Origin of the sequence: Emticicia aquatica (assembly GCF_923079645.1) — a bacterium.
Taxonomy (GTDB): domain Bacteria; phylum Bacteroidota; class Bacteroidia; order Cytophagales; family Spirosomataceae; genus Emticicia; species Emticicia aquatica.
The window spans coordinates 2,056,245-2,082,767 of the sequence record NZ_CAKLPY010000001.1 but is presented as its reverse complement, the minus strand read 5'-3'; the positions used below and the strand labels follow the sequence as shown (position 1 = coordinate 2,082,767).

The window sequence follows — 26,523 nt, the reverse complement described above, 5'->3', positions numbered from 1 at the left end:
ATGATATCATTCCATTTTCAATAATTAAGCCAAACTTCATTGACCGAAAAACAAGATTTGGGAATATAAGATATTAAACTCAAGCGGAGTAGCTTTTTATTATACCAATGGTAATAAAGCTTGTGCCTAATAAAAAAGAAAGCCTTTCAAAAAAATAACTGAGAGGGAAGTCAATGATAAATAACGAAACACTTGCAAATAATGTAGTGAAAACAAATAAAACCATTCCCAAAATGACCAAAATATAACTTTGATGATTTGTTCTTCGATTGAGTGCTACCAAAAACGAAAAAAACATTGAGAATGTATGTACAAATAGTGGAATAATAAAATAATCGGGAATAAACGGAAGAAAAATTGAAGCAAAAAAACAAACGGCAGCAAGAATAATAATGGCAGCTTTTATAAACAGTTTGTTCTTGCCAAATAGTAAGTATTGTTCTTCTTGTTTAATAGTTTGGATGAAGAAAAAAAACATTAAAAAGAGAAAGAAGATACCCCAGTTAATTCCCCATTGCTGATGTCTCCAAACTGTAAAAATCTCCTGAATAGATGCTGCACAGAGGCTTGCAACATAATATTGGTCTTTTGAATTGAAGTTGTTTTTTCGAGAGTAAAAATAAAAAATGATACTCACTATTGGGAAAAGTGAATTCATAGCCATCCTTAAAGCAATATTTTGAAAAAATACGGCTGTTAGGAGCAGTAAAAGTATTGTGTAATAGACAAGCAGTTGCTTTTTATTCATTTTTCATGGCACTTACAAAAGCAATTCTAGTGAATTTATATTAATTTAAAAATAAAAAATATAAATATTTATTTAACGGAAATTATTTAGTGATAATTGATTCAATTTAAATTACTGAACTTTTGCTCTTTATTGGTTTTTAGCAAGAATTTATGAACTAAGTACTTAATTTTGTGATAGAAATTGTTTGTAAATAATATGTATTAAAAAATGAAGAATTATAATCTAAAATCATATCATGTAAGGGGTATGAATGCAACCACCGATGAAGAGAAATTAGCGATAAATCAAGAATTAAAAGATTTATACGAAAGCCTTTCTGATGAAGATAAAAAAGATTTTAATGAGCAGCTACAAACTTTTTTAGTAAAAGAAATGGCTGCAATTAAATCTGTTTATGATGCAACAAAAACAGATGATTTGAATTAAGAAAAACATAAAACGAGCAAGCTTTCTTGTTTCAAAATGACTTGCTCGTTTATTTATGCTTGAAAATATTAAATCGCTTCTAAAATTCTTTCCATCGAGACTTCATAACCAATTTTTTCTTTTAACTCGCTGATTTTTACACGCTCTTGTTCCATTGAGTCACGGTGACGAATCGTTACTGTATCGTCCTCCATTGTTTGATAATCAACTGCAATGCAATAAGGTGTTCCGATTAAATCTTGACGTGTGTAACGCTTCCCAATTGCACCTCCGTCGTCATAAGTAGTTCTGAAACTTGATTTCAACGAATTTGCAATTGCTTGAGCTTTTTCTGCTAAACCATCTTTTTTAACCAAAGGTAAAACCGCTGCTTTGATTGGTGCCAAAGCTGGGTGCAATTTTAAGTAAACACGCTCTTTATCTTCTTTGCCTTCTTCGCTACTTACAATTGTTTCTTTGGTAAACGCATTACAGAAAACTGCTAAAAATAAACGGTCAGCTCCAACCGAAGTTTCAACAACCCACGGAATATAATTCCCAAAAGGTTTGCCGTTCTCGTCGAGGTCAGCATCAAAATATTGTTGTTTTTTCTTCGATAAATCTTGATGTGCTTTCAAATCAAAATCTGAACGTGCATGAATACCTTCTATTTCACGGAAACCGAAAGGAAATTCAAATTCAATATCAACAGCTGCTTTGGCGTAGTGAGCTAATTTTTCGTGGTCGTGGTATTTTAACTTTGCAGCAGGAAGTCCAACAGCTTTATGGAACTTCAAACGAGCATCTTTCCAAGATTTGTACCACTCTTCAGAAGTATCAGGACGAACGAAAAACTGCATTTCCATTTGTTCAAACTCACGCATACGGAATGTAAACTGGCGAGCCACGATTTCATTTCTAAATGCTTTTCCGATTTGTGCAATACCAAAGGGCACCTTCATTCGACCAGTTTTTTGTACATTCAAGAAATTTACAAAAATACCTTGTGCAGTTTCTGGGCGTAGATAAATTAAGCTTGAATCCTCGGCAACCGAACCTACTTGAGTAGAAAACATCAGGTTAAATTGACGAACTTCTGTCCAATTTAAAGTTTTTGAAATTGGACAAACGATATTTTCGGCAATAATCAAGTTTCTAACACCTTCTAAATCTTCAGCACCTAGCAATCGTCCCATTTCATTGAGTAGATTTTGTGCTTTTTCTTCTTCGCCAGCTTTTGCATATTCTTCTGCTTTTCCTTCCAAAAGTTGGTCGGCACGGTAGCGTTTTTTACTGTCTTTATTATCAATCATTGGGTCGTTGAAACCATCAACGTGGCCCGATGCTTTCCAAGTAAGTGGATGCATAAATATGGCAGCATCAATACCTACAATATTATCGTGCAGTTGTGTCATGGCTTTCCACCAAGCTGCTTTGAGGTTGTTTTTTAATTCAACACCATTTTGCCCATAATCATAAACGGCTTGAAGTCCGTCGTAAATTTCGGATGAAGGAAACACGAAGCCATATTCTTTTGCATGGCTAATAATGTCTTGGAGAGAAGTGGCAGGCGTTGCTGTTGTTGGTTGACTCATTTTACTTATGATAGAATATGAACTTTATACAAGATGCGAAAAAAAATTTCACAAAATTAACGAAAACCTTGCAAATACTTAGCGTATATCTTAAATTTTGCCAATAATTCAATTTATATATCCACACAATGAAAAAACTAACGAATTTTGTTCGTAATCTGCTTAGTATGTCACCCGCTGAGGCGAGAGGTGTTATTGTTATTTTCGGCATTATCTTACTAATAATTGTGCTTATGTTTGGGGCTGATTTTATTTTCAGTCAAAAACAACAAAATTTAGTTATTTCTTCGCCTAAAATGCTTGATAGTTTGACCGTATCGCTTGATAATCAGAAGCCTTTTTATGGGAAAGAATCACAGTATGGGCAAAAATATAATGATTATAATAAGTATGCTGCTCCTTCCAAGAAGTTTAAAAACTTTAATTTTGACCCAAATATTGCTTCAATAACCCAGCTAGAGGAATTGGGATTACCCAAATTTATTGCCGAACGGATTGAAAAATATCGTAGTAAAGGAGGTAAATTTCGTCGAAAAGAGGATTTTGCAAAGATTTATGGTATTTTACCCGAAACATACGAACGTCTAGAACCTTTTATTACTTTGCCTTCTACGGAAAATGAAGCGAATAACACGCCTCAAACTGAATTGACTTCATCAAATGAAACTCCTATTGTTTCGCCGATAGTAACTTTGCCAAAACCATCTTTTAAACAACCCGTAAAATTCGATTTGAATACAGGAGATACAACCGATTTTAAGAAAATTACAGGAATCGGGTCGGGATTTGCCAAAAGAATAATTAAATATCGAGATATTTTAGGTGGTTTTGTAAATGCTGAGCAAGTAAGAGAAACTTATGGGCTTCCACCAGAAACTGTTGATGAATTATTAAAATATGGTTTTGTAAAAAGTGGCGTTAAAAAACTGAAAATCAATCAATTACCAGTCGAAAATTTTAAGCATCCTTATTTAAAATATTATCAAGCAAAAGCGATTATCGCCTATCGTGAGCAGCATGGTTTTTTTAAAACGATTGTAGATTTGAAGCAAATTAAGGTATTAGATGAGGCAACTATTAATAAGATTGAACCTTATTTGGAGTTTTAAACATGGCATAATTTTTTGATTAATTATGCCATGTTTGAATATTTTAAAATCGAAATTTAAAACTTGAAATTGTATGATAATGAAACAATTGGAGCTCCAAAAACCACCAATTTGTAAGTTGAAACAGCAGTTCCTTGACTTCTTACGAATACCGAGTACGCATTTTTCTTGCCATAAACATTGAAAATAGTAAACGTAAAGTGGCTTTTGAAACGTTTGTCTTTCATACCAGGCTGGTAAATATTCCACGCAAAATCAAGGCGGTGATAGTCAGGCAGACGAGCATTATTACGCACCCCATAGTATGGATAACTGCGACCCTGATAAACAATGAATCCTTCGGGTAAAGTGTAAGGACGACCTGTGCTATACGAAAAATTGAATGAAAAATCGTGGTGTGTACCTTGATTTATAATAACCGAAGCATTGAATGAGTGTGGACGGTCATAATTGGCGGCGTACCAATTACCAAAATTGATTTGTTCGCCAAAGCCTGTTCCTTCAGAAACTTTATTCTGTGAGCGAGAATATGTATAGTTTATCCAACCTGTTGCTTCGCCTTTTTTCTTTGAAAACATTACTTCTAATCCATAAGAGCGATTTTTTCCTTGTAAAAGTTGCGTTTCTGGGTAACCATCCAATAGAAAATCTGCACCAGGCTTATAATCAATGATGTTATTTGTTAGTCGATAGTAGGCTTCCAATGAAAACTCATAAATATTTCCTGGCAAATTATGAAAAAGACCGCCAGAAAGTAAACTACTCACTTGTGGTTTTATGTGTAAATCAGAAGTTTTCCAACGAGAAGTTGGTAGGGGAGTTGTGGTATTGGTTACAACCTGCATGTATTGACGCATCAAATTATAGCCTAATTTGATAGAAGTGCTCGGATTCAATGAATATTTGATACCTAAACGTGGTTCAAGTCCACCGTAAGATTTCATAATTTTACCATTGCCATAAGTAATTGTATCTCGTGCAGAGAAAGCGTCTCTTGGTTCACCAGGAGCGTAAGTTTGTACATTTCCTGGGCCTAGAGCAAAAAACTGTGAATATCTCGCTCCGATTGAAACGGTTGCTTTTGGTGAAAGTGCAATTTCATCCTCAGCATGAATGGCGGTTTCAAGTGAATGTTCTTTCGGTGTTTGAATAGATAGAACACTTCTGCTTGTACCAGGAATTAATTGACCTGGGTCAATATTATAGCGAGTCGCACTCACGCCAACTTCGATTCTATGTTTTTCGATCGAGTAGTTTAAATTACTTTTAACTTGTTTATATTGAATGCCTGAAAGCAGCACCACCTTATTGTCAGAATTAAGTTCTGGTAATAAAGTTTTTGGTACATAATCGGCAGAAACAATGGTTGTTTGAAGATTTAGTCGATTAGATATTGCATAAAACCATCTTGCTGAAAAACTTTTACTACGGTAGTCATACTGTGTTGAAGTTGCGTTAATTGCTCCAATGCCACCCAATAATTTTGTTTGGAAAAAATCTTTGCTATAATAACCAGAAGCCGTAATTGTATTTTTACTATTGACTCTCCAAAAAATCTTTGTAACTAAATCGGCAAAATTTGCTTTAATATCTTTTAATTTTGGCGACACAATTGGCAATAAAAAGTCATTATAAGAAGCTCTTCCTGAAACCATAATAGCCAATTTATCTTTGATAATCGGGGTTTCTACAGCAATTCGATTTGATACAAAACTTATGCCACCGCTTACTTTAAATTTGTCTAATGATGGTTGTTGAAGTGTGACATCCATTACTGACGCCGCTCTTCCACCAAAACGAGCAGGCGTATTTCCTTTATAAACTTCCACACTTGAAGCTGCTTCCGAAGGAAATGCCGTAAATAATCCAAACATGTGAGTTGGGTTAAAAATCGGAATATCATCAAGTAGTAATAAGTTTTGGTCGGTTGTTCCACCACGAATATTTACCCCATTTGAAGCTTCACCAACACTCGTAACCCCTGGAAGCATTTGTAAACCACGTAGAATATCAACTTCGCCAATGGCGGCTGGGAGTTTACGTAAAGTTTTGATACTCAATTGAGAAACACCAAGAAGAGGTCGTTGGATATTTGATTCAGCACCCTTACTAGAAACAATTACTTCTTCTAATTCATTTTCAAGTGGACGAATCAGAAAATTACGTTCTATATTTCCACGTAAATAAATAATTTCTCTTGTTGGTCGATAGCCCACATATCTTAGTGTAATGGCATGTTCTCCAGAAGGTAATGATAAATCGAAGAAGCCCTTTTCATCAGTAACTCCACCAAATTTGCCAAAATCAATGTTAATTGATGCTTTTACTAATGGTTTACCATCGACGGTATCACGTACATAACCGCTAAAACGGTAGTTTACTTGAGCAATTGCCGAGATATTGATAAGTAAAAATAATAGTAAATATATTTTTTTCATATCTGAAATTTTCAAAAGGATTTGAATAAAGTGCTTTTAGTTTACCCAGCCATTAGGCTTGCTAGGAGTACGGGTTTGACTTAAAATACATTGTGCAAATGGCGGTCTTGTCAAGTCATTACCCATTGGCTCAGGAGTTAAAGGATGGTCAAGTAAGCCAACAGGGTTTAGCTTTTTGCCTTCAGCTCCTTTTCGATCAATCCAATATTTAACTGTGCGAACACTTGTCACCATGAAAAAGCCAGCAATAGGCTCATCAGGTTTTGCAATATTTTTGATATTCCCGATAAGTGCAGCTGGGGGTGTATCTACTAAACTACCGTTGTTCTGTACTTGGTCAGCAAGCAACTTGAAATAACGATAAGCATCTGGTGAAATTGATTGTTGTTTGATTTCAATTAATGCCCCTTTTACATTATAATAAGGAATCTTAGCAATCAATCTGTTGTTTATTGGCTGGCCATTTGAATAAATATCACTGAAAACATTGAGGTCTTTATTGGAAAGTATATCCCAACAGTCGCCTGGACAAAAGTAATCGAACATTTGAGACGCAAAAGCTCTCTCTTCGCGGCATCGAGCTGGCAGTGGAGTTAGAAAATACCTGCCATTGTAGCATGTAGCACAAACTGACTGGCGTTCCCATAGTTTCCATGACCATAAATAGTTATTTTTATCGTTGACGGGGTCTTGGGTATCAAGATAAATGTAATTGGCTGGGTCAAAGAAATTTCCTTTTTCAATTCCATCAACTTTAAATTCATCATGGACTCCAATGATTTCGGGAACAGTAGTTAACTTATCTACGCTTGATTCGTACTTTGTGCCATCGGCTTTCGAGAAAATCAATTTATATGAATTTCCTGCCTTCATTTTAAATGTTGTTGGCAATGCATAAACGCCGTTTCCCTTCTCTGTCAGGGCTGTAGTTTCCGAACCATTTACAATTATATTAACTGTTGCTTTTAATAAAGGAAGCGAATAAGCTGAACCGTTTGAGTTGACTGATTCTGTAAGTGTAATTGTTTGTTCGTCAGAAGTATCAGTTATGGTGGCATCAACTGTTAAAATTCTTAAAACACTTGCTATGTTCAGATTGAATGGTTCAACACATGAACATACCCATAATCCCATCGCTACTGTTAATAGCGTAATTTTTTTATTTATCACTGTCGTTAGAATTGAATAAATGTATTTTTGACAAATATAAGAATTCTAAGGAAAGATTGAAATTAAAATTGCCTTTGGGGCTTTAATTGAGATGAATAGGCAAAGTGTGAAGCTAAACGACCCGATTCTGTTTCCTCAGTAATTCTTAATTTAATGACGTGAAAAAATGAAGAAACGTTGTGCTTTATTTTTCTGCAGAAATATTATAACAAAAAAGAATGACTTTTCAACTTTAAATTCTTGTCGAAAGTGAGTCATTCTGATTGAAAAACTTTTTGATAATACTAAATGCTAAAAATCAAGTTGATAACTCAAAATTGGCACAAAACCACTGCCAGATTTACGTGGTTCAAGCTTATTGGTGACGCTGTTGTATTGTACACTTGTATAATTAATTTGATTAGTTAGATTTTGAACATCTAATGAAACTACTGAAGCAAATTTTTTGCGATTAGTTCTGTATGATACTCTGCCGTCAATTCTAAAATAGGCTGGGGCAAAAGCTGCATAATCTGCTCCTTTTAATGCAACAAAACGTTTTTGTTTGGCCGATTCAGCTTCATCGAGAGGGGTATAACGATAGCCGCCATTATAAATAGAACGACCACCTAATTGGAATACAGAACCATTTTTAAACATAAATTCTCGGCCAAAAGTCAATGCAGTACTAAATCTGTCATTGAAAGCTGAATTGTATATTTTGCCGTCGTAAGCTTGATATTTAGCATCGAAAATTGAACCAGTGATAAGTAAATAGTATTTTTTAGAGAAAAAACGCTCAATTGAAACGTCAATTCCTTTGTTTTTTCCTTTCCCTTTGCTTACTGTTGGGGTTTCAGGAAAACTCTCTGCATAATTCAACATCCAATAAGTTGAGCCAATTTTAGGTTCAACGGGCACTCGATTGATTAATTGATAGTAAACCTCGGCCGAAAATTTCCATAAATTTGGTGTAATATAATTATAGCTTAAAATGAAATGATTGGAACGAGGAAATTGTAAATTAGCATTCGCTTTTGTAGTGATAACTTTGCCATCAACACTGTCTTTTCTGACATAAAAATAGGCACTCATTGGTAAAAATTGACTATGTAAACCATAAGCAAAACTCAAACTATGAGCATTTGGAGAACGGTATTGTATCGAAAAACGAGGCTCTAAAGATGAAGTTTTATTCAAAAACAAGTACATAAAATGTAAACCTGCATTCATTGTTAAGCCTTTTCCTAAATTTTGTACAACTTGAGCGTAAGCCTGACTCGTTTGAGTGTTTCCACTGCCATTAACTGAGGTTTGGCGACCAACATTAAATTGATTTACATCCGAAACGTTTGTTCGAGGAGCTGTTTCTTTGAAAAATACAAAGTCAACAAGATTTAAAATTGCCCCCATTTTAAAACGGGTTTTAGGGGTAAACTTATAATTATAAGCCACAGTCGTGGCTAACCGTGATTCTTCATATTTTTGAGTTTCGTACCGATAATGAACATTTTGTAAATTTAGTGTATCTCCTGTTCGATTGATTGAACTTCCAATTGCCGCTACAACGAATTTGATAGAAGATTTTTCGTTGAGATTTGCATTATAAGTTACGCCCACAGCACCCATATTTGCTGGCCTTATGCGTTCTTCCCAATTGTCTGATTTTCCCAAAATTCTTTTTTGTGGGTCTTCAACGGGCATATAATGCTCTTCGCTTAATCCACCTAAACCAAAAATAGTAGTTGTTTTTTTTCCGTCTTTGCTATGAAAAGCTAAATTGAATGATAAATCTTGAAAATTATTTGTAACGCGTTCTCCAACCAAATTGAAACCCATTTGGCTCAATAAACCTAATGTTGAGTAACGATAGTTGATTAAATACGAAGAACGACCTTTTTGAATCGCTCCTTCTGTTGAAAAATCAAGTCCTAAAACCCCTAATTTTGTACGGTATTCTCTTTTTTGCTGATTTCCTTCTCGAAAACGGATATCAAATGCTCCTGAAAGAGCATTTCCATATTCGGCGGGCATTCCACCAGTAAAAAAATCTGAACGACTCATTAATTGTGCAGAGAAAACCGTTATTCCGCCACCACCCGAACCAGGTTGTGCAAAGTGATTTGGATTCGGAATATCAATACCTTCTAGTCGCCACAAAATGCCAAATGGAGAATTCCCTCTCACAATAATCTTATTTTCAGTTTCATCTCTTCCAGCTTTTACGCCTGGATAAGAAAGTGCCATCCTACCTGGGTCATTCACCGAGGCAGGAATCCTTTCAGTTTCTTCGACCGTAAATGACCTCGCACTTACATAAGCTAAATCATTTACAGGACGACTGGTATTTTGTGAAGCCGTAATTTTAACTTCTTGTAATTCTCCAGTACTTTCCTTCAAATCAATAGTCAATACGACTTCTCGCACTGAATTCAAAATAAATTCTTCACTCGAAAATGCTTCATATCCAATCGAAGTACATTTTACTGAACGTCGTCCAATTGGCACATTTGGAATAGAAAAATTTCCTAAAACATCACTTAATGAACCTTGTGAAGTGCCAATGACTGCAATAGAAGCACCAATAACTGGTTGTCTAGTGATTCGGTCAATAACTGTCCCTCTGATAATTTGGGTTTTATTTTGAGCAAAAATTAATGAACTGTTTAAAAATAGAACAGTAAAAAGTAGATAGAAGGAAATTAGTTTCATTAGATATGAATAGCTAGAATCTGTATTTCAGTGGAATGTTTTCAAAAGTATAAAAATCTTTGAATATTTTTTAGAAAATAGTCAATTTTAGCATTGTGCGATTTATCTTTGGCTTTAAAATGCAATAATATTGGTGTTTATTTATTTTTTATCATTCATTTCTCCTAGCTTCATCATGAAAAAAACGCTGTTATTTTTACTCTTTGGACTCTCTGGTTTTTTTAGTTTTTCACAAATTTCTACCCCAAAAATTCTTTCTGAAAGAGAACGTGCAAACGTTATTGATGAACTTTTAGAAGATAAAATGACTAATCTTTTACCCAAATTGATGCGAAAAGAAGGTATCGATATGTGGATTATTATTTCGAGAGAATATAACGAAGATCCTGTAATGAAAACGATGTTGCCTGCCGTATGGCTTTCTGCACGTAGGCGTACAATTATGGTTTTCTTTGACAGCGGAACGCCGCCTGAAGGTGAAAAAGGAGGGGTCGAACGCTACGCAATTGCCCGCTATGATGTTGGAAATTTGCTCAAAGGTGAATGGGATTTGAATACCAGTCCTGACCAATGGGATGCTTTAATAAAAACCATTAAAGATAAAAATCCCAAAAAAATAGGCTTGAATTTCTCGAAATATTATGCACATGCTGATGGCCTAACTTTTACTGAACAAAAAGAATTTATGGATAAATTACCTGCTGAGTTTCATAATCGGGTGGTTTCTGCATCAAATTTAGCGGTTAATTGGCTTGAAACCCGCACCGAACGAGAAATGGCGATTTATCAACAAATCTGCCGTATTTCACACGAAATTATTCAAGAAGCATTTTCAGATAGAGTTATTCAACCTGGTATAACTACAACTGATGATGTTGTTTGGTGGATGCGTCAGCGAGTAACCGATTTAGGTTTAGAAACGTGGTTTCATCCAACCGTTGACATTCAACGGTATGACCCCGAAAATTTCGACCACTTACGTACTTTTTCCAAACGTCCACAAAAACAAGTAATCATGGCAGGTGATTTATTACATTGCGATTTTGGCATTACTTATTTACGTCTTAATACTGACCAGCAACAACACGCTTATGTGCTTCGAGCGGGTGAAAGCGAAGTGCCAGATTTTTTGAAAAATGCGTTTAAACAAGGAAATGAAGTACAAAATTGCTTAACAAATAATTTTAAAGCTGGAATGTCGGGTAATGAAATCTTGGCAAAAGCTCTCGAACAATCAAAAAAACAAGGTTTAAAAGGAACGATTTATACACATCCAATTGGTAATCATGGTCACGCCGCTGGCCCGACAATTGGTATGTGGGACAATCAAGGCAAAACAATCGGTAGCGGTGATTACCCATTAAACTTAAATACGGCCTATTCAATCGAATTAAATGCTTCCGTAGAATTGGCCGAATGGAAGAAAACAGTCAGAATCATGCTGGAAGAAGATGGTTTTTTTGATGAAAAGGGTTTCCGATACATTGATGGCCGTCAAACTGAAATAATTCCAATTCCAAGAGTATTGAATGCGGTGAAATAAAATTTTACCATTACAGATTTCCAAAACTTGTTACAATTATTGATTGTTGTAACAAGTTTTTTTGTTTTCTTGCACCATGAATACTTTATTGATTAAATTGATAATGATGCCAATTGTGATTGGTGGTGTTACATTAGCGAGTAAAAAATGGGGGAATTTAGTCGGTGGAATGATTGCAAGTTTACCTTGGATAGCAGGACCGATTATGTTGTTCTTTACACTCGAACAAGGAGTGGATTTTACTGTTAATAGCATCAAAGGAGTAATGATTGGCATTATTGGTGTGCTTGCTTTTTGCTTTGCATACATTTATTCGGCTATCAAATTCAAATGGTACTTAAGTTTGTTATTGGCTTATTTGGCATTTTTGACCACCACTTTATTACTTAATTGTATTGAGGCATTGATGGGTTTGAATGCGTGGTTTGCTTCAACAATTGCTTTGAGTTTGATTGGACTTGGCATTTTTCCAATATTGGAAAAAAAAGCGAGCCTTAACCAAACATTGAAATATGATATTTATTTAAGAATGATTATTATCACGGTTTTTGTTGCCCTTATTACATATTTAGCCAAAATTCTTGGTCCAACTTGGAGTGGAATATTGACGCCTTTTCCCATTATTACAGCTATTTTATCTGCTTTTACGCACTATACACAAGGTGCTTATGGTACTTCAATTATTTTGAGAGGAATGCTAACGGGCTTTATAGGTTTTGCTTCTTTTTTGTATTTACAAGCAATTTTATTGCCGATTTACCCAATTGCTATTGCCTTTGGATTAGGATTTTTGGTAAATATTTTACTGAATTTGTTGATGAGGTTTTTGGTGAAAAGATTTGCTAAGTAGAAAAACGATTATTTAAATTTTTATACCAAGAACAAATCGCTTGCAATTTTATCGGCGAATAATTTTCCTTTTTGTGTGAGAGTAAGTAGATGGTTATCAAGTTTTAAGAAATTCAGAGAGATATTTTGGCGTAGTACTTCTTCATTAGATTTTATCCATTTTTGACCAACTAACTTGTCGATTTCTAGTAGATTACAGCCCCATTTGGTGCGTAAGCCAGTCATAATGTAGTCGTTTACTTTTTCTTCAGGAGTTAAAATCTCAAAATCGGCGGGTACTTGCCCAAGCGAAAGTGCTTTGATATAAGCTGGATTATTCGATACATTAAATTGGCGAGACTCCCCATTGAATGAATGAGCAGACGGACCAACACCTAGATATTCATGGCGTTTCCAGTACGAAGTATTATGCTTTGAATAGCGATTATCTCTACAAAAATTAGAAATCTCATATTGTTCATAGCCAGATTCTGCTAAAGTATTGACCAAAATATCAAATTGTTGAGACGCAAACTCTTCATCAATCGGCGGAATCTTGTTGATTTGTAACCATTTGCCAAAAACTGTTTTGGGTTCAATTGTGAGGCAATAAGAGGAAATATGAGGTACATTCAGCGAAATGGCTTTTTCTAAATCTCGTTGCCAAATTTGATGAACACCGTGTGTAAATGCCGAGTCTGTTTTTTTTTCTTTTTTAGGCAGTGTCAACAATGGATGAATGCCATAAATTAAATCAATTGTGAGGTTCTCAAAACCCATTTCTTGAGCCAGATGCACACAATCCTCCGCATTTTGTGAATTATGGATGCGGTTTAGGTATTTCAAGTGGTTATCGTCGAATGACTGAATGCCGATACTCAAACGATTAAAACCAAACCTTTGTAAAATAGCCAATCTATCTCTTGTAATATCATCAGGATTGGCTTCCATTGTTATTTCTATGTCGTCGGCAAAAGTGTAAAACCTTTTAATTGTCTCAAAAATGTCGTACAATTCATTCATGTTAAGTAGGGAAGGAGTTCCACCACCAAAGTAAATGGTTTCTAAATGCTTATTTTTGAGGTAATCGGCTTGTAATTCAATTTCTTTACAAATAGATTCGACAACGGTTGTTTTCAACATCAGATTTGTGCTGAAATGAAAATCACAGTAATGACAAGCTCGACGGCAGAAAGGTATGTGTAGATAAAGGTGCAAAGTTTTATGGCAGAGTTTTGTTGCAAATTTATATTTTAAGCTAGATACGAATCATCGTATTTTTATTTTTAGCAATTTAAACAACTCGCAACAAAAACAACTACTTAGTTGCTACAAAAAAGAAGTCAATGCATTTCTCAGGTTCATTTGATACATGAAAGTCAGTTACATCAATTGAAGCGGCTAAACTCCCTGTTTCGGCCATTAATTTATTTCTGTTGAAACGATTCAAAAATTCGTAAGGAACGCGGAGCATCCAAGCGGGTAATCGGTGTTGCAAATCAAAAATATCAAAACGCATAATTTTATTGACCGATTGCTTATTTTCTTCGTAATAATCCCATACTTTTTGGTTTCCTCCAACACCCATTGTTTCTACTTTAGAGAAATAATTTTGCATCAATGTACGTAATTCCTGCGTGTCATATTCACGAATATGCCATGGATTTCGACTTAATGAATAAGGGCGATTAACAGTTGTTAGTAAAACTTTGCCGTTAGGTTTCAAAACTCTTGCAATCTCTGACAAAAACTTATGGTCATCCTGAATATGTTCGATAACTTGAAACGTCACTACAAAATCAAAAGTATTATCTTGAAAAGCAGAAAGGTGCGGCAAATCTGCTGTACGAAAAGTATGTTTCGGATAGGCAGCTTGAAGTTGGTCAATCAAAGGTTGGTTTTTGTCGAGACCAGTGTAATTTTCACATTTTTCTATGAGTGTTTCTACGCCACGACCCCAGCCACAGCCCAATTCTAAAACATTTCCATGAATAATTTTTGCCGCCTCTACATACGGAAAATATAAACGTTGATGAACAGGGTTATCCGATGGAATTTCGGCACTGGTTATTTCGGTTGTTGCGTATTTACTCACTTGATTGTTGTTTTTTTTGCAAAGTTAGTGAAGAAATAAGAATTCTAAATTATGTAATTATGTAATTATGTAATTAAATAATTACATAATCGGATAAAATATAATAAAAAAGAAAAAGTATTAGAGATAAACCATTGATTATTAGTGAATTAAAAAATGCTTCATTACAATAGTCGTTTATTAATACTTTTAAAATTTTGCTCCGAATTTGACGTTATTCAAATAAAACAAATATTCTTATCCCATGAAAAGAGCTACTTTTATCTTTGGATTAATGTTTTACTCAACTTTTATTTTTGCTCAAACAGATATTTATCGTTTACATTCATCATTTCTTCCTTCAATTAAGCACAAAAATTCGGAACAAAGTATGAAAGTTCCAGTTCTATTTGACCAAAATAAGCCTTTATTCTTACAATATATTTCTAAAAAACGAGATTGTTTTTTTCTATTATCCTCACAAACATCTATTTGTTTCAATAGAGAAATAAATATGGATGCAATGAGCCGTCAAACTAAACAGCTTTTTTTCAAAATGAAAATGTGGAAGTATTTTCATTGATAAATTACCTTTCTAAAAACAAAAAAGCATCAGCGATAAAACTGATGCTTTTTCTATTAATAAACTTGCTAAAAATTAAGCAGGTTGTTGGTTCATTACTTCCGTTTGTTTACGGATAGACTCCATGTGAATCAATTTGAACATTTCTTCAACTAATTCAGGATAAAGGTTTAATTTTTTACCCAAATCTGCACGACTATTGTGTAATTGTTTCCAACGGTCAAGTTGTAAAACAGCTACATTATTTTCACGTTTATATTCGCCTAGTTTTTCAACAACAGCCATACGTGCTGCTAAAACTTCTAATAATTCACGGTCGATATTATCAATTTTTTGACGTAATTGGTCTAATTCACTTTGGAAATCTTCGCCATAAGATGGTTTACGGATTTCTAATGAACGCAACATTTCGCCCAAAGCTTCTGGCGTTAATTGTTGAGAAGCATCAGACCAAGCTTCGTCTGGATTACGATGAGATTCAATAATTAAACCATCATAATTCAAATCTAACGCACGTTGAGCTAATTCATACAAATAAGCACGTTTTCCGGCCATGTGACTTGGGTCACCAATCATTGGTAATTGTGGAAATAACGTTTTCAACTCAACCGCTAATTGCCACATTGGTGAGTTACGGAATTTTGTTTCTTGAGCATTAGAAAAACCACGGTGAATTGCCGCCATTTTCTTGATACCCGCTCCAGCAATACGCTCAAAAGCACCAACCCACAAAGCCAAATCTGGATTTACTGGATTTTTAATCAATACTGGTACATCAACTCCTTTCAAGGCATCCGCTAAATCTTGTACATTGAATGGATTTACGGTTGTTCTTGCACCAATCCAAAGAATATCAATGCCATATTTCAATGCCAATTCGATATGTTGAGGCGTAGCAACTTCTACTGCAATAGGTAAGCCAGTTTCTTTTTTCATCGCTGCTAACCAAGGCAAAGCTGCTTCTCCCATACCTTCAAAACTACCTGGACGAGTTCGAGGTTTCCAAACACCTGCACGTATTACGTGTGCGTAGCCTTCTTTGGCAATGCGTGAAACGGTTTCCGAAACTTGTTCTTCGGTCTCGGCACTACATGGCCCAGCGATAATCAATGGCTTCCCTGCGGTATCAATCCAACTGCTAAGAGGAAGTACGTCTAAATTTGCTTTCATTAGTTAATTAAAGGAGCGATATGATTCGCTTTTATAAAAAAATCAAAAAAAATACTCTTTAAATGTAATATATTTGCACTCGATTTCAAGTTGATTCAATAACTAATTAACGTTTCATATTGAAAAAGTACAAATCATCAACAAAACTAAATACTTTATAAAATTTTAATAACAAATAATATGGAAACTGCTTCGCAGCATCATATACTTAGTTTCGAGGATACATCAGTTGCCTTTGCTCACCAATCAAATAGTAAGTTACGTAAAACATACTTAATATTTGCAATGATGAATCAAAATTGGCTCGTAAAGATAGGAACTTTTTTTATAAAATTAATATTAAAATTAGGTTTACCTGTAAAATTTCTTATCAAAAATACGTTATTTAGTCAATTTTGTGGTGGAGAAAGCATTGATACTTGTCAAAAGACCATAGAAAATTTGGCAAAGGCTAAAGTGGGAACGATTCTTGACTACTCAGTCGAAGGAGAAGACAACGAAAAAGATTTTGATAAAACAGCCAAAGAAATAGCCAAAACTATCGAAAAAGCAGCTCAACAAGGGGCTTATATTCCTTTTTCAGTTTTTAAAGTTTCGGGAATTGCTTCTGTTGAACTTCTTGAAAAAGTACAAGAAGACAACCAAAATTTGGACTCCAATGAAAAACTTGCCTACCAAAGAGTGCATGATCGTGTAGATAATCTTTGTAAATTAGCATCAAAACTGAACGTTAGAATTTTTTTGGATGCCGAAGAAACTTGGATTCAGGATGTAATTGATGAGTTGAGTTATGAAATGATGAAAAAGTATAATGTCAGTGGCAAAACCATTGTCTATAATACATATCAATTGTATCGTTGGGAAAGTCTCGAAAACCTAACTAATGCTTGTGATGCTGCCCGAGCAGGAAATTATAAAATCGGAGCTAAATTGGTGAGAGGGGCTTATATTGAGAAAGAACGAAGAAGAGCTGCCGAAATGGAGTATAAAAGCCCAATTCATATTACCAAACAAGAAACTGATGAAGATTTTGACAAAGCAGTGCATTTTGCTGTTGATAATATTGATGTTTTGTCAATTTGTTTAGGTACACACAATGAAGACAGTTGTTTATTGTGCATTCGATTGATGCAAGAAAAAGGGATTGAAAAAGATGATACAAGAATTTGGTTTGCTCAACTTTTAGGAATGAGCGACAATATTTCTTATAATTTGGCTAATGCAGGTTTCAACGTCGCAAAATATGTTCCTTATGGCCCTGTTGAAGCAGTTATGCCGTATTTGTTTCGTCGTGCTGAAGAAAATTCTTCCATTGCAGGACAAAGTAGTCGTGAATATTTATTAGTCAAAAAAGAGCGTGAAAGAAGACTTTTAAGTCAAAATGCTTGATTTTTCTATAAAAACAGTTAATTATTATTATTTTACATTTATTTTTGGAAGAAATTAAATTTATTAGAATGTCTGACATCACTTTAAGAGGAAAATCCCCGTACAAGTTCTTGTTTTTAACAATTTTGTTGATTCTCATAGACCAAGCCATCAAACTTTGGATGTTTTATGATGTTCTTCCAAATCATTATGGAGAAATTGATTTAATTCCAGATTTCTTCAAACTTCATTATGTGGAAAATAAAGGAATGGCGTTTGGAATGGAGCTTGGTGGTGAATATGGCAAGTTAATCTTGACGACTTTTCGTTTGGGTGCAATGGTGGGCATTTGTTGGTATTTAGTTCATTTAGCACAAAAGAATGCACATTCTGGATTGCTTTGGTCAATTGCAGCAGTTTTGGGAGGGGCTATCGGAAATGTAATAGATAGTACATTCTACGGAGTTTTCTTGCATAATGCTCCAATCGGTGCTTCTACTCCTTGGTTTCATGGACAAGTAATCGATATGTTTTATGCTTATGGATTAGACCGCCAATATCCAGATTGGATTCCCTTTATTGGAGGTGATTTCAATACAACACCAATTTTTAATTTTGCTGATGCTTGTATTTTTTGTGGTGTAGTAAGTATTCTGATTTTTCAGCAAAAATTCTTTGAATTTGAGGCAAAACACAAACAAATAAATAATATTTCCGAAATTTCAGCAGAAGAAGAATTGAAATCAGAGGAAAATTTGGCCAATGAAATGAATGAAGAAGTTGCCGAAATTGTAGAAGAAGATAACCAATTTAGACTCACCGAAGATTCATCAAAAGAAATAAGCGATGAAGATTCTGATAATTTAACTATAAAATAATAAAACTATGTCAATAATATCAAGTCAGAATTTCAAGTGGATAATTATTGTTTTATTTTTAGGATTAATCATTGTGCCAGCTCAGATACCTTCTCCAACTATTAAGTCGACCGCAGTTGGTGTTTTGGGTGGTTTATGTTTGTTTTTTGAGATTTTATCATTGAGAAGTCTTAAAAATAGTGCAGAATACAGCCAAATTAAGTTTCGTCAAACTTCTTTGCTTATTTTTCTAACAATATTATTGTTAGTAGTAAATTTTGTGATTTAGTATTGTTGTGAAAAGAGGTTTATATCTAGAAAGTTTTTTTTCGTTGAATAAAAAGTTCACATTAGTCTTTCAAGTTTTATGAATAAGCTAAAGCACATTTTATTTGCTCTGATTTGTATCAATGTTTCTGCACAGAATACAATGATGCAAAATACCAAAGACGCCTTGAATATAAATGGACTAAAAATTGGACAGCATACGTCAACGATGCTTTATGGTTTTGATACAAGAACAACCGAAGTTTTGGGAAGTTATTACCTTGATACAGATTGGTCATTAGCAACAGTTCGATTTTATCCCAAAACAATTTCTACTCCAAAAGGTGTCGTAAAATTAGATTCTTTAACTGATGTTCAAGTAAGAATTATTTTATATGGAAATGACGTGGAATTTAACACGCCAGAAGGAATTAAAGTTATTTCTGGAACTTTAATAAAAAGCTTTTCACTCATTAGACCGAATCAATTAATTAAAAATTATGTAAGTACTTTAGAGTTTGTTGATAATTTTGATAAAACCAAACCTAGTTTTTTTGAAGTACTAGTTGATGGGAAAGTGAAACTTTTAGACTATACAAAAGTAACAATTCTTAAACCAGATTATGTTGAGGCTTTCAATACAGGTAGTAAAGATGTGAAAATAAGTAAAGAAAAACAGTTATTTGTAACTCAAGGAAAAGAAGTATTGAAACTAAATACAAATAAGAAAGAAGTACTAGGATTGATGGCTGATAAAAAAATAGAAGTAGAAAACTTTATCAAACAAAATGATTTATCGGTAAAAGATCGAAATGATTTGATTACAATTTTTAAGTATTATAATAGTATTTGAAGAAAAAAGGCTAATTTCAATCGAAATTAGCCTTTTTTTATGCTTATTGTTTTTCTGCAAATGGGATAATAAGCTTTTCTCCTCTTGCAGCATAATTTTTCGTTTTCTTATTTGCCTGCATAATTAAGTTTTGCGGTACATCATATTTTGTACTCACTACTCTAATAATATCTCCTGGTCCAACGGTATGGATGGCTTTGATACGAATTTTTAATTTGGTAATACCAACTTTTATTCCGCTCTCATCAACACCAGGATTCATTGCTTTAAGGGTTTCTTTCTTGATATTATATCGATTAGCAATACCAAAGAAGGTTTCTCCATCACCAACAGTGTGAGTGTAGGTTTCCCCACCTGAAGGAATTGTTACTTTTGGCTTTTCATCCTTAGGTTTTTCTGCTTTTGTTTTATCTTCTTTAGGTTTATCTTCTTTTGATTTTTCTTCTTTTACTGTATTTGTTGCTGTAGCCTCATTTTTTTCTCCAATTTTGGGTACAGAAACAGCAGGTAAATCGCTAGAGTTGCTTGTAGTTGAGGCTTCTTCTTCAGGAATGACCTCTTCTGGACGACTTTTGATTGCATTTGCAACAGTATCTGCTGGAACAGCAGTCAATTCATCATTACTAGAGGTGTCATCGGACATATATTTCCAGCCGATGTAAAGCAATGCAAAAATTATTCCTATAAGAACCAATAACACTGCCATCGGCAAGTTACGGGAAGCTTCTTTGGGACGTTCATTTCGTTGTTCTCGATTGTCTCGGTCTTCGAACTGCATGGGAAAAGAAATTTAAAGTTATAAATAGGAAAACAAGCTTAATAATATATTTTGACGAAAAGTTATAATAGTTTTATATTAGAACAAATGATATTAATCAATGTGTGATTTTAATTTCAAACAAACTCAAACACGCACCTTCATAATGTTTAGGTAAACCTTCAGATTTTTGAAGAGTTGTAAGTCCTAAAAAACTAAAGCCAGACTGAGTATAATGCTGAATTAAAGCCTCATTATCTCCCCAAGTATCCATCCTGATGAATTGTTTGTCAATCAGTTTTCCAAAATCTTTGGCCCAATTAATGATAACCTTTATAAAATTATTGCCACGAAAGAGTGGATCAGTCACAATTCGATGGATATAGATTGCTGGGTCATTGTTTTTTACTCCCCAAATCAGTTCATCCTCATAAGTAATTGCAAAAATACAGGCAATATTTCCGTTTATTACTATTTTCCATTGCCTTTTTTCATTGATTTCTGTTTCGATAAGCGTACGTTCAAATCCTTGCCAATGCTTATCAAATTTAGTTTTTTGATAAACTATTGCCTCATCGTAAAGCTTAAAAATCACATCAATATCTTCAATGGTACTGTTGAGAATTTTTGTCAAAATATCAAACTGTTTTCTTTAATTCTTCATTCATTTCTTCTACTAAATCTTTCAACCCTTCGCGATAAGCTCTCAATTTTTTAGCAATTTCTTCGTCATTTACCCCCAAAATTTGAGCAGCTAAAATCCCTGCATTCTTTGCACCATTGAGTGAAACTGTTGCTACTGGCACACCAGCAGGCATTTGTAAAATAGAAAGGATTGAATCCCAGCCATCAATCGAATTGCTTGATTTTATTGGCACACCAATCACTGGTAAAGTTGTGCTTGATGATACCATACCTGGTAAATGTGCAGCTCCACCAGCTCCTGCAATGATAACTTTTAATCCTCTTTTTCGTGCTGAAAGAGCATAGTCAATCATTTTTTGCGGTGTACGATGTGCCGAAACCACTTCTTTTTCGTACGGTATTTCTAATAATTCCAATATTTCAACTGCTCCAGTCATGATTTTCCAATCAGAAAGGCTACCCATTATTATTCCAACCATTTTTTGAGATATGTATATGAGAAAAGTGAGATAAAAAAAGGCGACAACCCATCAATTTTAATTCACACATTTATCATTTATTTTGAGATTACTTTTAGCTTTTCTTTTACAAAAATGACTTTTTCTTTTAATTTATCAAAATTTTGGTCAATAATCGTTATATGACCCATTTTGCGAAATGGTTTTGTGAGCTTTTTACCATAAAGAAAAGGATGAACTCCTTCCACTGCCAAAACATCATTCATGCCTTCATAAATAGCTTCTCCTGAAAAGCCATCTTCTCCTAATAAATTGACCATAGCGGCTTTAGAATGAGCTTTTGTACTTCCTAAAGGCAAATCAAAAATTGCTCGTAAATGCTGCTCGTATTGCGATACGTCATTGGCACGGATACTTTGATGCCCACTATTGTGTGGTCGAGGTGCAACTTCATTGATTAGGATTTTGCCATCTTTGGTCAAAAACATTTCAACTGCCAAAAGACCAACTACACCAAATGCTTCGGCTGTTTTTACGGCAATTTGTTCTGCCTGTTTTTCAATATCACTTGAAATTTCGGCAGGAGCAAAGAGGTATTCAACCAAATTAGCTTCTGGATGAAAAACCATTTCAACAACTGGAAAAGTTTTAATTTCTCCACTAGGATTTCGTGCAACAATAACCGCTAATTCTTTATCAAAATCAACCAATTTTTCTAATACGCTTGGTTGGTCAAATGCTTTTGGTAAATCGGTCGCATTTTTTAAGATCTGTACGCCTTTTCCGTCATAACCCCCTTTACCAAGTTTATGAACTGCTGGTAAAAAATCAATATAATTACTGACATCAGCTTGATTTTCAGTCAAAATAAAATCAGCAGTTGGTAAATTATGGTCTTTATAAAATTGCTTTTGAACACGTTTATCTTGAATTAAACGAAGTACAGAAGGTTGTGGAAAAACAGCTTTGCCTTGTTTTTCAAATGTTTCAAGAGCTTCAATACTTACATTTTCGATTTCAATTGTAATAATATCACAATCTTGCCCAAAAGCCATTACGGTTTCGTAATCTTTTAAAGAACCATTGACAAACTCATGAGCAATGTATTTGCAAGGTGCGTCGGGGTCTGGATCAAGAGATTTAATGGTGAAGTCAAAATCAATCGCAGCTTGAATAATCATTCTGCCGAGTTGGCCACCGCCAAGAATACCGAGTTTTTTTGTGTTATCGAATTGCACGAAGAAGTTTTTTATGCAAAGATAAGCATGAGAGGATGGAAATGCAATCTTAATGTGAATGGTTAAATTCTTGACCGCAATGTGGACAGCGAATTTTTTGTTTATTTCCCCTAATTTGTTCGGCAAAACCTGAAGCCAAAATACCAGTTGGTAAAGCAAACAAAGCTACACCGAGGATGGCAATGATTCCACCCAAAATCTTTCCAACGGATGTTATCGGACGTAAATCGCCGTAACCGACTGTTGTCATGGCGTTGACTCCCCACCACATTGCTTCTGGAATACTAGTAAATTTTTCAGGTTGTGCTTCATGTTCAACATAATAAACGGTACTTGAAGAAATAATTAAGATGAAAAAAATGAAAACAAAACTCAATACTAGTTCTTCACGTTTTTCCTTAATTACATTCTGAATTACTCTCAAGGCATGAAAATACTTACTGACTCTAAATAAACGTAGCATTCGGAGCAATCGCAAGATTCTGATAAAACCTAAGTCGGTCAAGAAAATAGAAACATAAAAAGGCAAAATTGAAAGTAAATCAACCAATCCCCAAATTGAAAAAATAAATTTTAATCGACCTTTTATTGGGTGACTATGGGCCGATTCTTCAACACATGACCATAAACGAAGGCAATATTCGATGGTAAAAATAACCACTGAAAATACTTCAAAGTCGAGAATTATGTCGTGATATTTTTTTTGAAGACTCGGTACTGTATCTAAAATTATAGCAAGAGCATTGAGCGAAATTATAGCTGTTAAAATAATGTTTACCCAAAATCCTAGTCCAGGCTTTCGGTGCCAAGTAATTTCAAGAATATTATGTACGTGTTTTCGCAGTGAGACTTTTCTCTCCATTTATTTTGGATATTTTCGTCAAAGTAAATAAAAAGGTTCATTAACAAAAAGTAAAGATAGATTTTTGTTAATGAACCACTTTTAAACCTAAAGATTACTCATCCCAAAGGTTTTCAATTGTATAATCGCTGCCTTTTAAACACCAAAAATCGCCTTTAATGTATCTATAATGTATATCTAAATCATTTAGTTTAGCCATTTCGGTAGAAGAAAGCTCAATGTCTGCGGATGCTAAATTCTCTTTTAAACGCTGTGGATTTACCGATTTTGGAATAACCGAAGTTCCTCGATTTACCGCCCAAGCAAGCATAATTTGAGCTGGAGTTTGTTGTTTTTCTTGAGCAATTTCAATAATGGTTTGGTTTTCAAATAATTTAGGTTCACCTTCTGAAATTCTACTTGCTGGCCTATCGGCAGACCCAAGTGGACAAAATGCTGTCAAGAAAATTCCTTTTTCCTGAGTAAACGATAGGATTTGTTTCTGTTGAAGAAAAAGATGTGATTCTAATTGTAAAACTTCTGGTAGAACACCTGTTTTTTCTGTAATCTGATTTATTTTTTTGATACTAAAATTGGAAACACCAATATGTTTAGTTAATTGTTTTTCTTTTAATTCAACTAATCCTTGCCATGTTTCTGACAAAGGCACTTCATTTAAACTAACCAATTCACTTCCATTTTCTGGATAACTGACATCATATTTATGAACAACTGGCCAATGAATTAGATACAAATCTAAATAATCGAGCTGTAAATCATGTAAAGTTACTTCAACGGCTGCTTGAATATGCTCTTTTTTATGCCGATTATTCCAAAGTTTTGATGTAATCCACAGTTCATTTCGTGTTACTTCATTATTTTTTATTGCATCCGAAATTGCTTGTCCAATTTCGTGTTCATTCCCATAAATAAATGCACAATCAAAATGGCGATAGCCAATTTCAATAGCTTTTCTGATTACTTCATAAACTTCACCTTTGGCCGATTTCCAGGTTCCTAAACCTAAAGCGGGCATTTTATCACCGTTGTTGAACTGTAAATGTTTCATGTTTGTTTCGATTATCTTATTTCGACAAAAATAACGATGAATACGAAATATCAATCACAAAATTATTTAATTAACAATAGTATAGCATTTCATCAGAATATTTCTTGGATTTCATTCAAAATCCAAGATTATATACACAATCAATTATGCAGCAGAGTGAGCCTTTTTCTGAATTTTTATAGCACGAAAAACACCAATTTTATCTAAACAACTTTTAAATCTTCGGCGAGAAACTGTAAATTGTTGACCGTTGTAAAGTATCAAAGAAAGGCGTTTGTCTTCAATGTCATAAGTCGAAATGTAATCAATATTTAGAATCAGATTTTTACTTATTCTGATAAATGATTCGTAATCAATAGATGAATGAATAAGATGAAGTGTTTTTGACGCAATTGTTGTTGGCTTATTTACGCTATGAATAAAGGTATAATTACTATCACCTTGAAGGTATAATATTTCATTTATATTAATCTGTTGATGACGGGTCAAGTAGAGGGTTTTCATGGTTCAAGATTTTATATTATGGCAGAAAAAAGGGTATTTGTGTATTTTCGTACCTACAAAAGTAAAGAAGTAATGAAGGATTAAAGCAGGTATTTTTACCTGTTTTTGGCGATATTTTTAATGGTATTTAGTAAGAAAAAAGTCTTTTTAAGCACAATAAAGAACAAAAAAAGGTGAAAAACTTTTTAGTTTTTCACCTTTAAAAAAATATTCTAACAAAAATTATTTTGTTGGAGCTGGAGTTGTACCTGCAGGAGCTGTTGCAGGAGCTTGAGCTGGAACAGTACTTGGTGCTGTTGCAGGACGAGTTTGAGTTTTTTCAACATTCAAACCATTGTCTTCTGCTGCTGCACCTGTTTTGTCTAAAAATATGCCAGCCGTTAAAGCACCTACAATGATAAAAGCAAAAAAGCCCCAAGTAAGTTGCTCAAGTATATCGCCTGTGCGTTGCACACCAAACATTTGTGAACCAGCACCACTAAATTCACTAGAAATTCCGCCACCTTTTGGGTTTTGAATCATAATTACTAAAACTAACAAGATGGCAACAATTACCATTAAAACTAAAATTGTAGTGTACATTTTTTCAATGAATGATTAACTATGAATAATATTTTAAATTTTTGCTTGGGAAATTATAACATTTTCTTTTGTAAGACTGTTATTTTTTCCGCAAAGTAAGCACTTTTTTCGGGATTTTTTAAAATAAGTTTGTGATAAACTTCAATTGCTTGGTCAAATCTACCTTGACGAGCCAAAATTTTCGCATAACTCTCCGTCAAAAGTGGGCCATTAAGGGTTGTACTTCGTTCACTCAAATCCTCAAATTCCTCGCTTCCATCGTTCTTTCTAATTGGCTGAATACGTGGTTCTTTCTTAATAAATTGTTCAATTAAGGCTAATTGTTCATCTTGTATATTTCTAAGAGCGGGTTTTGCAATTGATTCTATTAATTCTTCTTCCAATTTCTCACGGTTTAATTCATCTTCAATAGTTCCTTGCGAAAATTTATTTTCAATCGGTGACTCAATAAACCTTGCAGTCGTAACTGAGTTCCAATCCATATCATTTTCAATAACTTTACGCAGAGCGTTGCGGCTCAATGCATAAACGGCGGCCTTCCGAACGGCATCCTGGGCAATTTCGGGAGCTTTGGCATAAATCCCTTTGGCAATAAGTGTGTAGCTCAACTGAAAATACGGATATTTTTTTGTCGCATTTTCTAAGAACATAATCTCATTCAATGACAATGCCTGCGGGTTGCTCAGAAAATCAATAAAATTATTTTTATCCAACATATTTTTATTAG

26 protein-coding genes are annotated in these 26,523 nt (G+C 34.2%); 9 read left to right on the top strand and 17 right to left on the bottom strand.

All coding sequences use genetic code 11. The annotated features are described in order from the left end of the window. Positions 1-79: 79 nt before the first annotated feature. Complete coding sequence (locus MJQ71_RS08975; protein WP_238806239.1) at positions 80-748, bottom strand: hypothetical protein; 669 nt, start codon at positions 746-748, stop codon at positions 80-82. 210 nt (positions 749-958) lie between these two features. On the opposite strand from MJQ71_RS08975, the gene MJQ71_RS08970 reads away from it, so the two are divergent. Next, positions 959-1,177, top strand: a complete 219-nt coding sequence (locus MJQ71_RS08970; protein WP_238806238.1) for a hypothetical protein — start codon at positions 959-961, stop codon at positions 1,175-1,177. A gap of 68 nt (positions 1,178-1,245) precedes the next feature. Here the strand turns inward: MJQ71_RS08970 and MJQ71_RS08965 are convergent, their stop codons facing one another. Beyond that, positions 1,246-2,751, bottom strand: a complete 1,506-nt coding sequence (locus tag MJQ71_RS08965; protein ID WP_238806237.1) for a glycine--tRNA ligase — start codon at positions 2,749-2,751, stop codon at positions 1,246-1,248. 128 nt (positions 2,752-2,879) lie between these two features. Between MJQ71_RS08965 and MJQ71_RS08960 the strand changes: the two genes are divergently transcribed. Then, a complete protein-coding gene (locus MJQ71_RS08960) occupies positions 2,880-3,860 on the top strand; it encodes a ComEA family DNA-binding protein (RefSeq protein ID WP_238806236.1) in 981 nt (326 codons plus the stop codon). 56 nt (positions 3,861-3,916) lie between these two features. Here the strand turns inward: MJQ71_RS08960 and MJQ71_RS08955 are convergent, their stop codons facing one another. From MJQ71_RS08955 to MJQ71_RS08945, 3 genes are all read right to left on the bottom strand, one after another. Continuing rightward, a complete protein-coding gene (locus MJQ71_RS08955) occupies positions 3,917-6,298 on the bottom strand; it encodes a TonB-dependent receptor (protein WP_238806235.1) in 2,382 nt (793 codons plus the stop codon). A 36-nt stretch (positions 6,299-6,334) separates the two neighbouring features. Continuing rightward, on the bottom strand, positions 6,335-7,468 hold the full coding sequence (locus MJQ71_RS08950; protein ID WP_238806234.1) for a DUF4249 domain-containing protein: 1,134 nt from the start codon (positions 7,466-7,468) through the stop codon (positions 6,335-6,337). A 291-nt stretch (positions 7,469-7,759) separates the two neighbouring features. Continuing rightward, positions 7,760-10,159 (bottom strand): TonB-dependent receptor, encoded by a 2,400-nt coding sequence (locus MJQ71_RS08945; RefSeq protein WP_238806233.1) that lies wholly within the window; start codon positions 10,157-10,159, stop codon positions 7,760-7,762. Between the two features lie 175 nt (positions 10,160-10,334). On the opposite strand from MJQ71_RS08945, the gene MJQ71_RS08940 reads away from it, so the two are divergent. Both MJQ71_RS08940 and MJQ71_RS08935 read left to right on the top strand, forming a co-directional pair. After that, positions 10,335-11,702, top strand: a complete 1,368-nt coding sequence (locus tag MJQ71_RS08940; RefSeq protein ID WP_238806232.1) for a M24 family metallopeptidase — start codon at positions 10,335-10,337, stop codon at positions 11,700-11,702. Positions 11,703-11,778: 76 nt separating this feature from the next. Beyond that, positions 11,779-12,552, top strand: a complete 774-nt coding sequence (locus MJQ71_RS08935; RefSeq protein ID WP_238806231.1) for a hypothetical protein — start codon at positions 11,779-11,781, stop codon at positions 12,550-12,552. 20 nt (positions 12,553-12,572) lie between these two features. Here MJQ71_RS08935 and hemW read toward each other — a convergent pair whose 3' ends face one another. Both hemW and MJQ71_RS08925 read right to left on the bottom strand, forming a co-directional pair. Next, complete coding sequence (gene hemW / locus MJQ71_RS08930; RefSeq protein WP_238806230.1) at positions 12,573-13,748, bottom strand: radical SAM family heme chaperone HemW; 1,176 nt, start codon at positions 13,746-13,748, stop codon at positions 12,573-12,575. Positions 13,749-13,848: 100 nt separating this feature from the next. After that, complete coding sequence (locus MJQ71_RS08925) at positions 13,849-14,625, bottom strand: class I SAM-dependent methyltransferase (protein WP_238806229.1); 777 nt, start codon at positions 14,623-14,625, stop codon at positions 13,849-13,851. A 244-nt stretch (positions 14,626-14,869) separates the two neighbouring features. Between MJQ71_RS08925 and MJQ71_RS08920 the strand changes: the two genes are divergently transcribed. Beyond that, positions 14,870-15,187 carry a hypothetical protein gene (locus MJQ71_RS08920; protein ID WP_238806228.1) on the top strand — a complete coding sequence of 106 codons (318 nt, stop codon included), beginning with the start codon at positions 14,870-14,872 and terminating at the stop codon, positions 15,185-15,187. A 75-nt stretch (positions 15,188-15,262) separates the two neighbouring features. On the opposite strand, the gene MJQ71_RS08915 is transcribed toward MJQ71_RS08920, so the two are convergent. Then, positions 15,263-16,357: a chorismate mutase gene (locus MJQ71_RS08915; RefSeq protein WP_238806227.1), complete on the bottom strand. Its 1,095-nt coding sequence runs from the start codon at positions 16,355-16,357 to the stop codon at positions 15,263-15,265. A gap of 180 nt (positions 16,358-16,537) precedes the next feature. Here MJQ71_RS08915 and MJQ71_RS08910 point away from each other — a divergent pair, with 180 nt between their 5' ends. The 4 genes from MJQ71_RS08910 (at position 16,538) to MJQ71_RS08895 (ending at position 19,702) form a co-directional block, all read left to right on the top strand. Continuing rightward, complete coding sequence (locus MJQ71_RS08910; protein WP_238806226.1) at positions 16,538-17,746, top strand: proline dehydrogenase family protein; 1,209 nt, start codon at positions 16,538-16,540, stop codon at positions 17,744-17,746. A 68-nt stretch (positions 17,747-17,814) separates the two neighbouring features. Next, positions 17,815-18,603 carry a lipoprotein signal peptidase gene (locus tag MJQ71_RS08905; RefSeq protein WP_238806225.1) on the top strand — a complete coding sequence of 263 codons (789 nt, stop codon included), beginning with the start codon at positions 17,815-17,817 and terminating at the stop codon, positions 18,601-18,603. 7 nt (positions 18,604-18,610) lie between these two features. Next, positions 18,611-18,871, top strand: coding sequence for a hypothetical protein (locus tag MJQ71_RS08900; protein ID WP_238806224.1), 261 nt, complete (start codon positions 18,611-18,613; stop codon positions 18,869-18,871). Between the two features lie 78 nt (positions 18,872-18,949). After that, complete coding sequence (locus MJQ71_RS08895) at positions 18,950-19,702, top strand: hypothetical protein (RefSeq protein ID WP_238806223.1); 753 nt, start codon at positions 18,950-18,952, stop codon at positions 19,700-19,702. Between the two features lie 43 nt (positions 19,703-19,745). On the opposite strand, the gene MJQ71_RS08890 is transcribed toward MJQ71_RS08895, so the two are convergent. The 9 genes from MJQ71_RS08890 to MJQ71_RS08850 all read right to left on the bottom strand — a co-directional run bounded on the left by MJQ71_RS08890 (position 19,746) and on the right by MJQ71_RS08850 (position 26,512). After that, positions 19,746-20,480, bottom strand: a complete 735-nt coding sequence (locus MJQ71_RS08890) for a lytic transglycosylase (protein WP_238806222.1) — start codon at positions 20,478-20,480, stop codon at positions 19,746-19,748. Positions 20,481-20,577: 97 nt separating this feature from the next. Continuing rightward, positions 20,578-21,093 (bottom strand): N-acetyltransferase, encoded by a 516-nt coding sequence (locus MJQ71_RS08885; RefSeq protein ID WP_238806221.1) that lies wholly within the window; start codon positions 21,091-21,093, stop codon positions 20,578-20,580. A 4-nt stretch (positions 21,094-21,097) separates the two neighbouring features. Then, positions 21,098-21,583 carry a 5-(carboxyamino)imidazole ribonucleotide mutase gene (gene purE / locus MJQ71_RS08880; protein WP_238806220.1) on the bottom strand — a complete coding sequence of 162 codons (486 nt, stop codon included), beginning with the start codon at positions 21,581-21,583 and terminating at the stop codon, positions 21,098-21,100. Positions 21,584-21,660: 77 nt separating this feature from the next. Next, a complete protein-coding gene (locus MJQ71_RS08875; protein WP_290370168.1) occupies positions 21,661-22,800 on the bottom strand; it encodes a 5-(carboxyamino)imidazole ribonucleotide synthase in 1,140 nt (379 codons plus the stop codon). A 49-nt stretch (positions 22,801-22,849) separates the two neighbouring features. Continuing rightward, positions 22,850-23,662 carry an ion transporter gene (locus MJQ71_RS08870; RefSeq protein ID WP_238806219.1) on the bottom strand — a complete coding sequence of 271 codons (813 nt, stop codon included), beginning with the start codon at positions 23,660-23,662 and terminating at the stop codon, positions 22,850-22,852. A gap of 94 nt (positions 23,663-23,756) precedes the next feature. Beyond that, positions 23,757-24,710: an aldo/keto reductase gene (locus MJQ71_RS08865; protein ID WP_238806218.1), complete on the bottom strand. Its 954-nt coding sequence runs from the start codon at positions 24,708-24,710 to the stop codon at positions 23,757-23,759. Between the two features lie 144 nt (positions 24,711-24,854). Next, positions 24,855-25,214 (bottom strand): LytTR family DNA-binding domain-containing protein, encoded by a 360-nt coding sequence (locus tag MJQ71_RS08860; RefSeq protein WP_238806217.1) that lies wholly within the window; start codon positions 25,212-25,214, stop codon positions 24,855-24,857. 222 nt (positions 25,215-25,436) lie between these two features. Next, on the bottom strand, positions 25,437-25,796 hold the full coding sequence (gene secG, locus MJQ71_RS08855) for a preprotein translocase subunit SecG (protein WP_238806216.1): 360 nt from the start codon (positions 25,794-25,796) through the stop codon (positions 25,437-25,439). 53 nt (positions 25,797-25,849) lie between these two features. Continuing rightward, entirely contained in the window at positions 25,850-26,512 is a 663-nt protein-coding gene (locus MJQ71_RS08850) for a DUF8458 domain-containing protein (protein ID WP_238806215.1), read from the bottom strand. Between the last annotated feature and the right edge of the window lie 11 nt (positions 26,513-26,523).

Excerpts from the sequence above, each read along its gene's own strand:
- MJQ71_RS08975 (WP_238806239.1), bottom strand. The coding sequence starts at position 748 with ATGAATAAAAAGCAACTGCTTGTCTATTACACAATACTTTTACTGCTC.
- MJQ71_RS08970 (WP_238806238.1), top strand. The coding sequence starts at position 959 with ATGAAGAATTATAATCTAAAATCATATCATGTAAGGGGTATGAATGCA.
- MJQ71_RS08965 (WP_238806237.1), bottom strand. The coding sequence starts at position 2,751 with ATGAGTCAACCAACAACAGCAACGCCTGCCACTTCTCTCCAAGACATT.
- MJQ71_RS08960 (WP_238806236.1), top strand. The coding sequence starts at position 2,880 with ATGAAAAAACTAACGAATTTTGTTCGTAATCTGCTTAGTATGTCACCC.
- MJQ71_RS08955 (WP_238806235.1), bottom strand. The coding sequence starts at position 6,298 with ATGAAAAAAATATATTTACTATTATTTTTACTTATCAATATCTCGGCA.
- MJQ71_RS08945 (WP_238806233.1), bottom strand. The coding sequence starts at position 10,159 with ATGAAACTAATTTCCTTCTATCTACTTTTTACTGTTCTATTTTTAAAC.
- MJQ71_RS08940 (WP_238806232.1), top strand. The coding sequence starts at position 10,335 with ATGAAAAAAACGCTGTTATTTTTACTCTTTGGACTCTCTGGTTTTTTT.
- MJQ71_RS08935 (WP_238806231.1), top strand. The coding sequence starts at position 11,779 with ATGAATACTTTATTGATTAAATTGATAATGATGCCAATTGTGATTGGT.
- MJQ71_RS08920 (WP_238806228.1), top strand. The coding sequence starts at position 14,870 with ATGAAAAGAGCTACTTTTATCTTTGGATTAATGTTTTACTCAACTTTT.
- MJQ71_RS08915 (WP_238806227.1), bottom strand. The coding sequence starts at position 16,357 with ATGAAAGCAAATTTAGACGTACTTCCTCTTAGCAGTTGGATTGATACC.
- MJQ71_RS08910 (WP_238806226.1), top strand. The coding sequence starts at position 16,538 with ATGGAAACTGCTTCGCAGCATCATATACTTAGTTTCGAGGATACATCA.
- MJQ71_RS08905 (WP_238806225.1), top strand. The coding sequence starts at position 17,815 with ATGTCTGACATCACTTTAAGAGGAAAATCCCCGTACAAGTTCTTGTTT.
- MJQ71_RS08900 (WP_238806224.1), top strand. The coding sequence starts at position 18,611 with ATGTCAATAATATCAAGTCAGAATTTCAAGTGGATAATTATTGTTTTA.
- MJQ71_RS08895 (WP_238806223.1), top strand. The coding sequence starts at position 18,950 with ATGAATAAGCTAAAGCACATTTTATTTGCTCTGATTTGTATCAATGTT.
- MJQ71_RS08890 (WP_238806222.1), bottom strand. The coding sequence starts at position 20,480 with ATGCAGTTCGAAGACCGAGACAATCGAGAACAACGAAATGAACGTCCC.
- purE (WP_238806220.1), bottom strand. The coding sequence starts at position 21,583 with ATGGTTGGAATAATAATGGGTAGCCTTTCTGATTGGAAAATCATGACT.
- MJQ71_RS08870 (WP_238806219.1), bottom strand. The coding sequence starts at position 23,662 with ATGGAGAGAAAAGTCTCACTGCGAAAACACGTACATAATATTCTTGAA.
- MJQ71_RS08865 (WP_238806218.1), bottom strand. The coding sequence starts at position 24,710 with ATGAAACATTTACAGTTCAACAACGGTGATAAAATGCCCGCTTTAGGT.
- MJQ71_RS08860 (WP_238806217.1), bottom strand. The coding sequence starts at position 25,214 with ATGAAAACCCTCTACTTGACCCGTCATCAACAGATTAATATAAATGAA.
- secG (WP_238806216.1), bottom strand. The coding sequence starts at position 25,796 with ATGTACACTACAATTTTAGTTTTAATGGTAATTGTTGCCATCTTGTTA.
- MJQ71_RS08850 (WP_238806215.1), bottom strand. The coding sequence starts at position 26,512 with ATGTTGGATAAAAATAATTTTATTGATTTTCTGAGCAACCCGCAGGCA.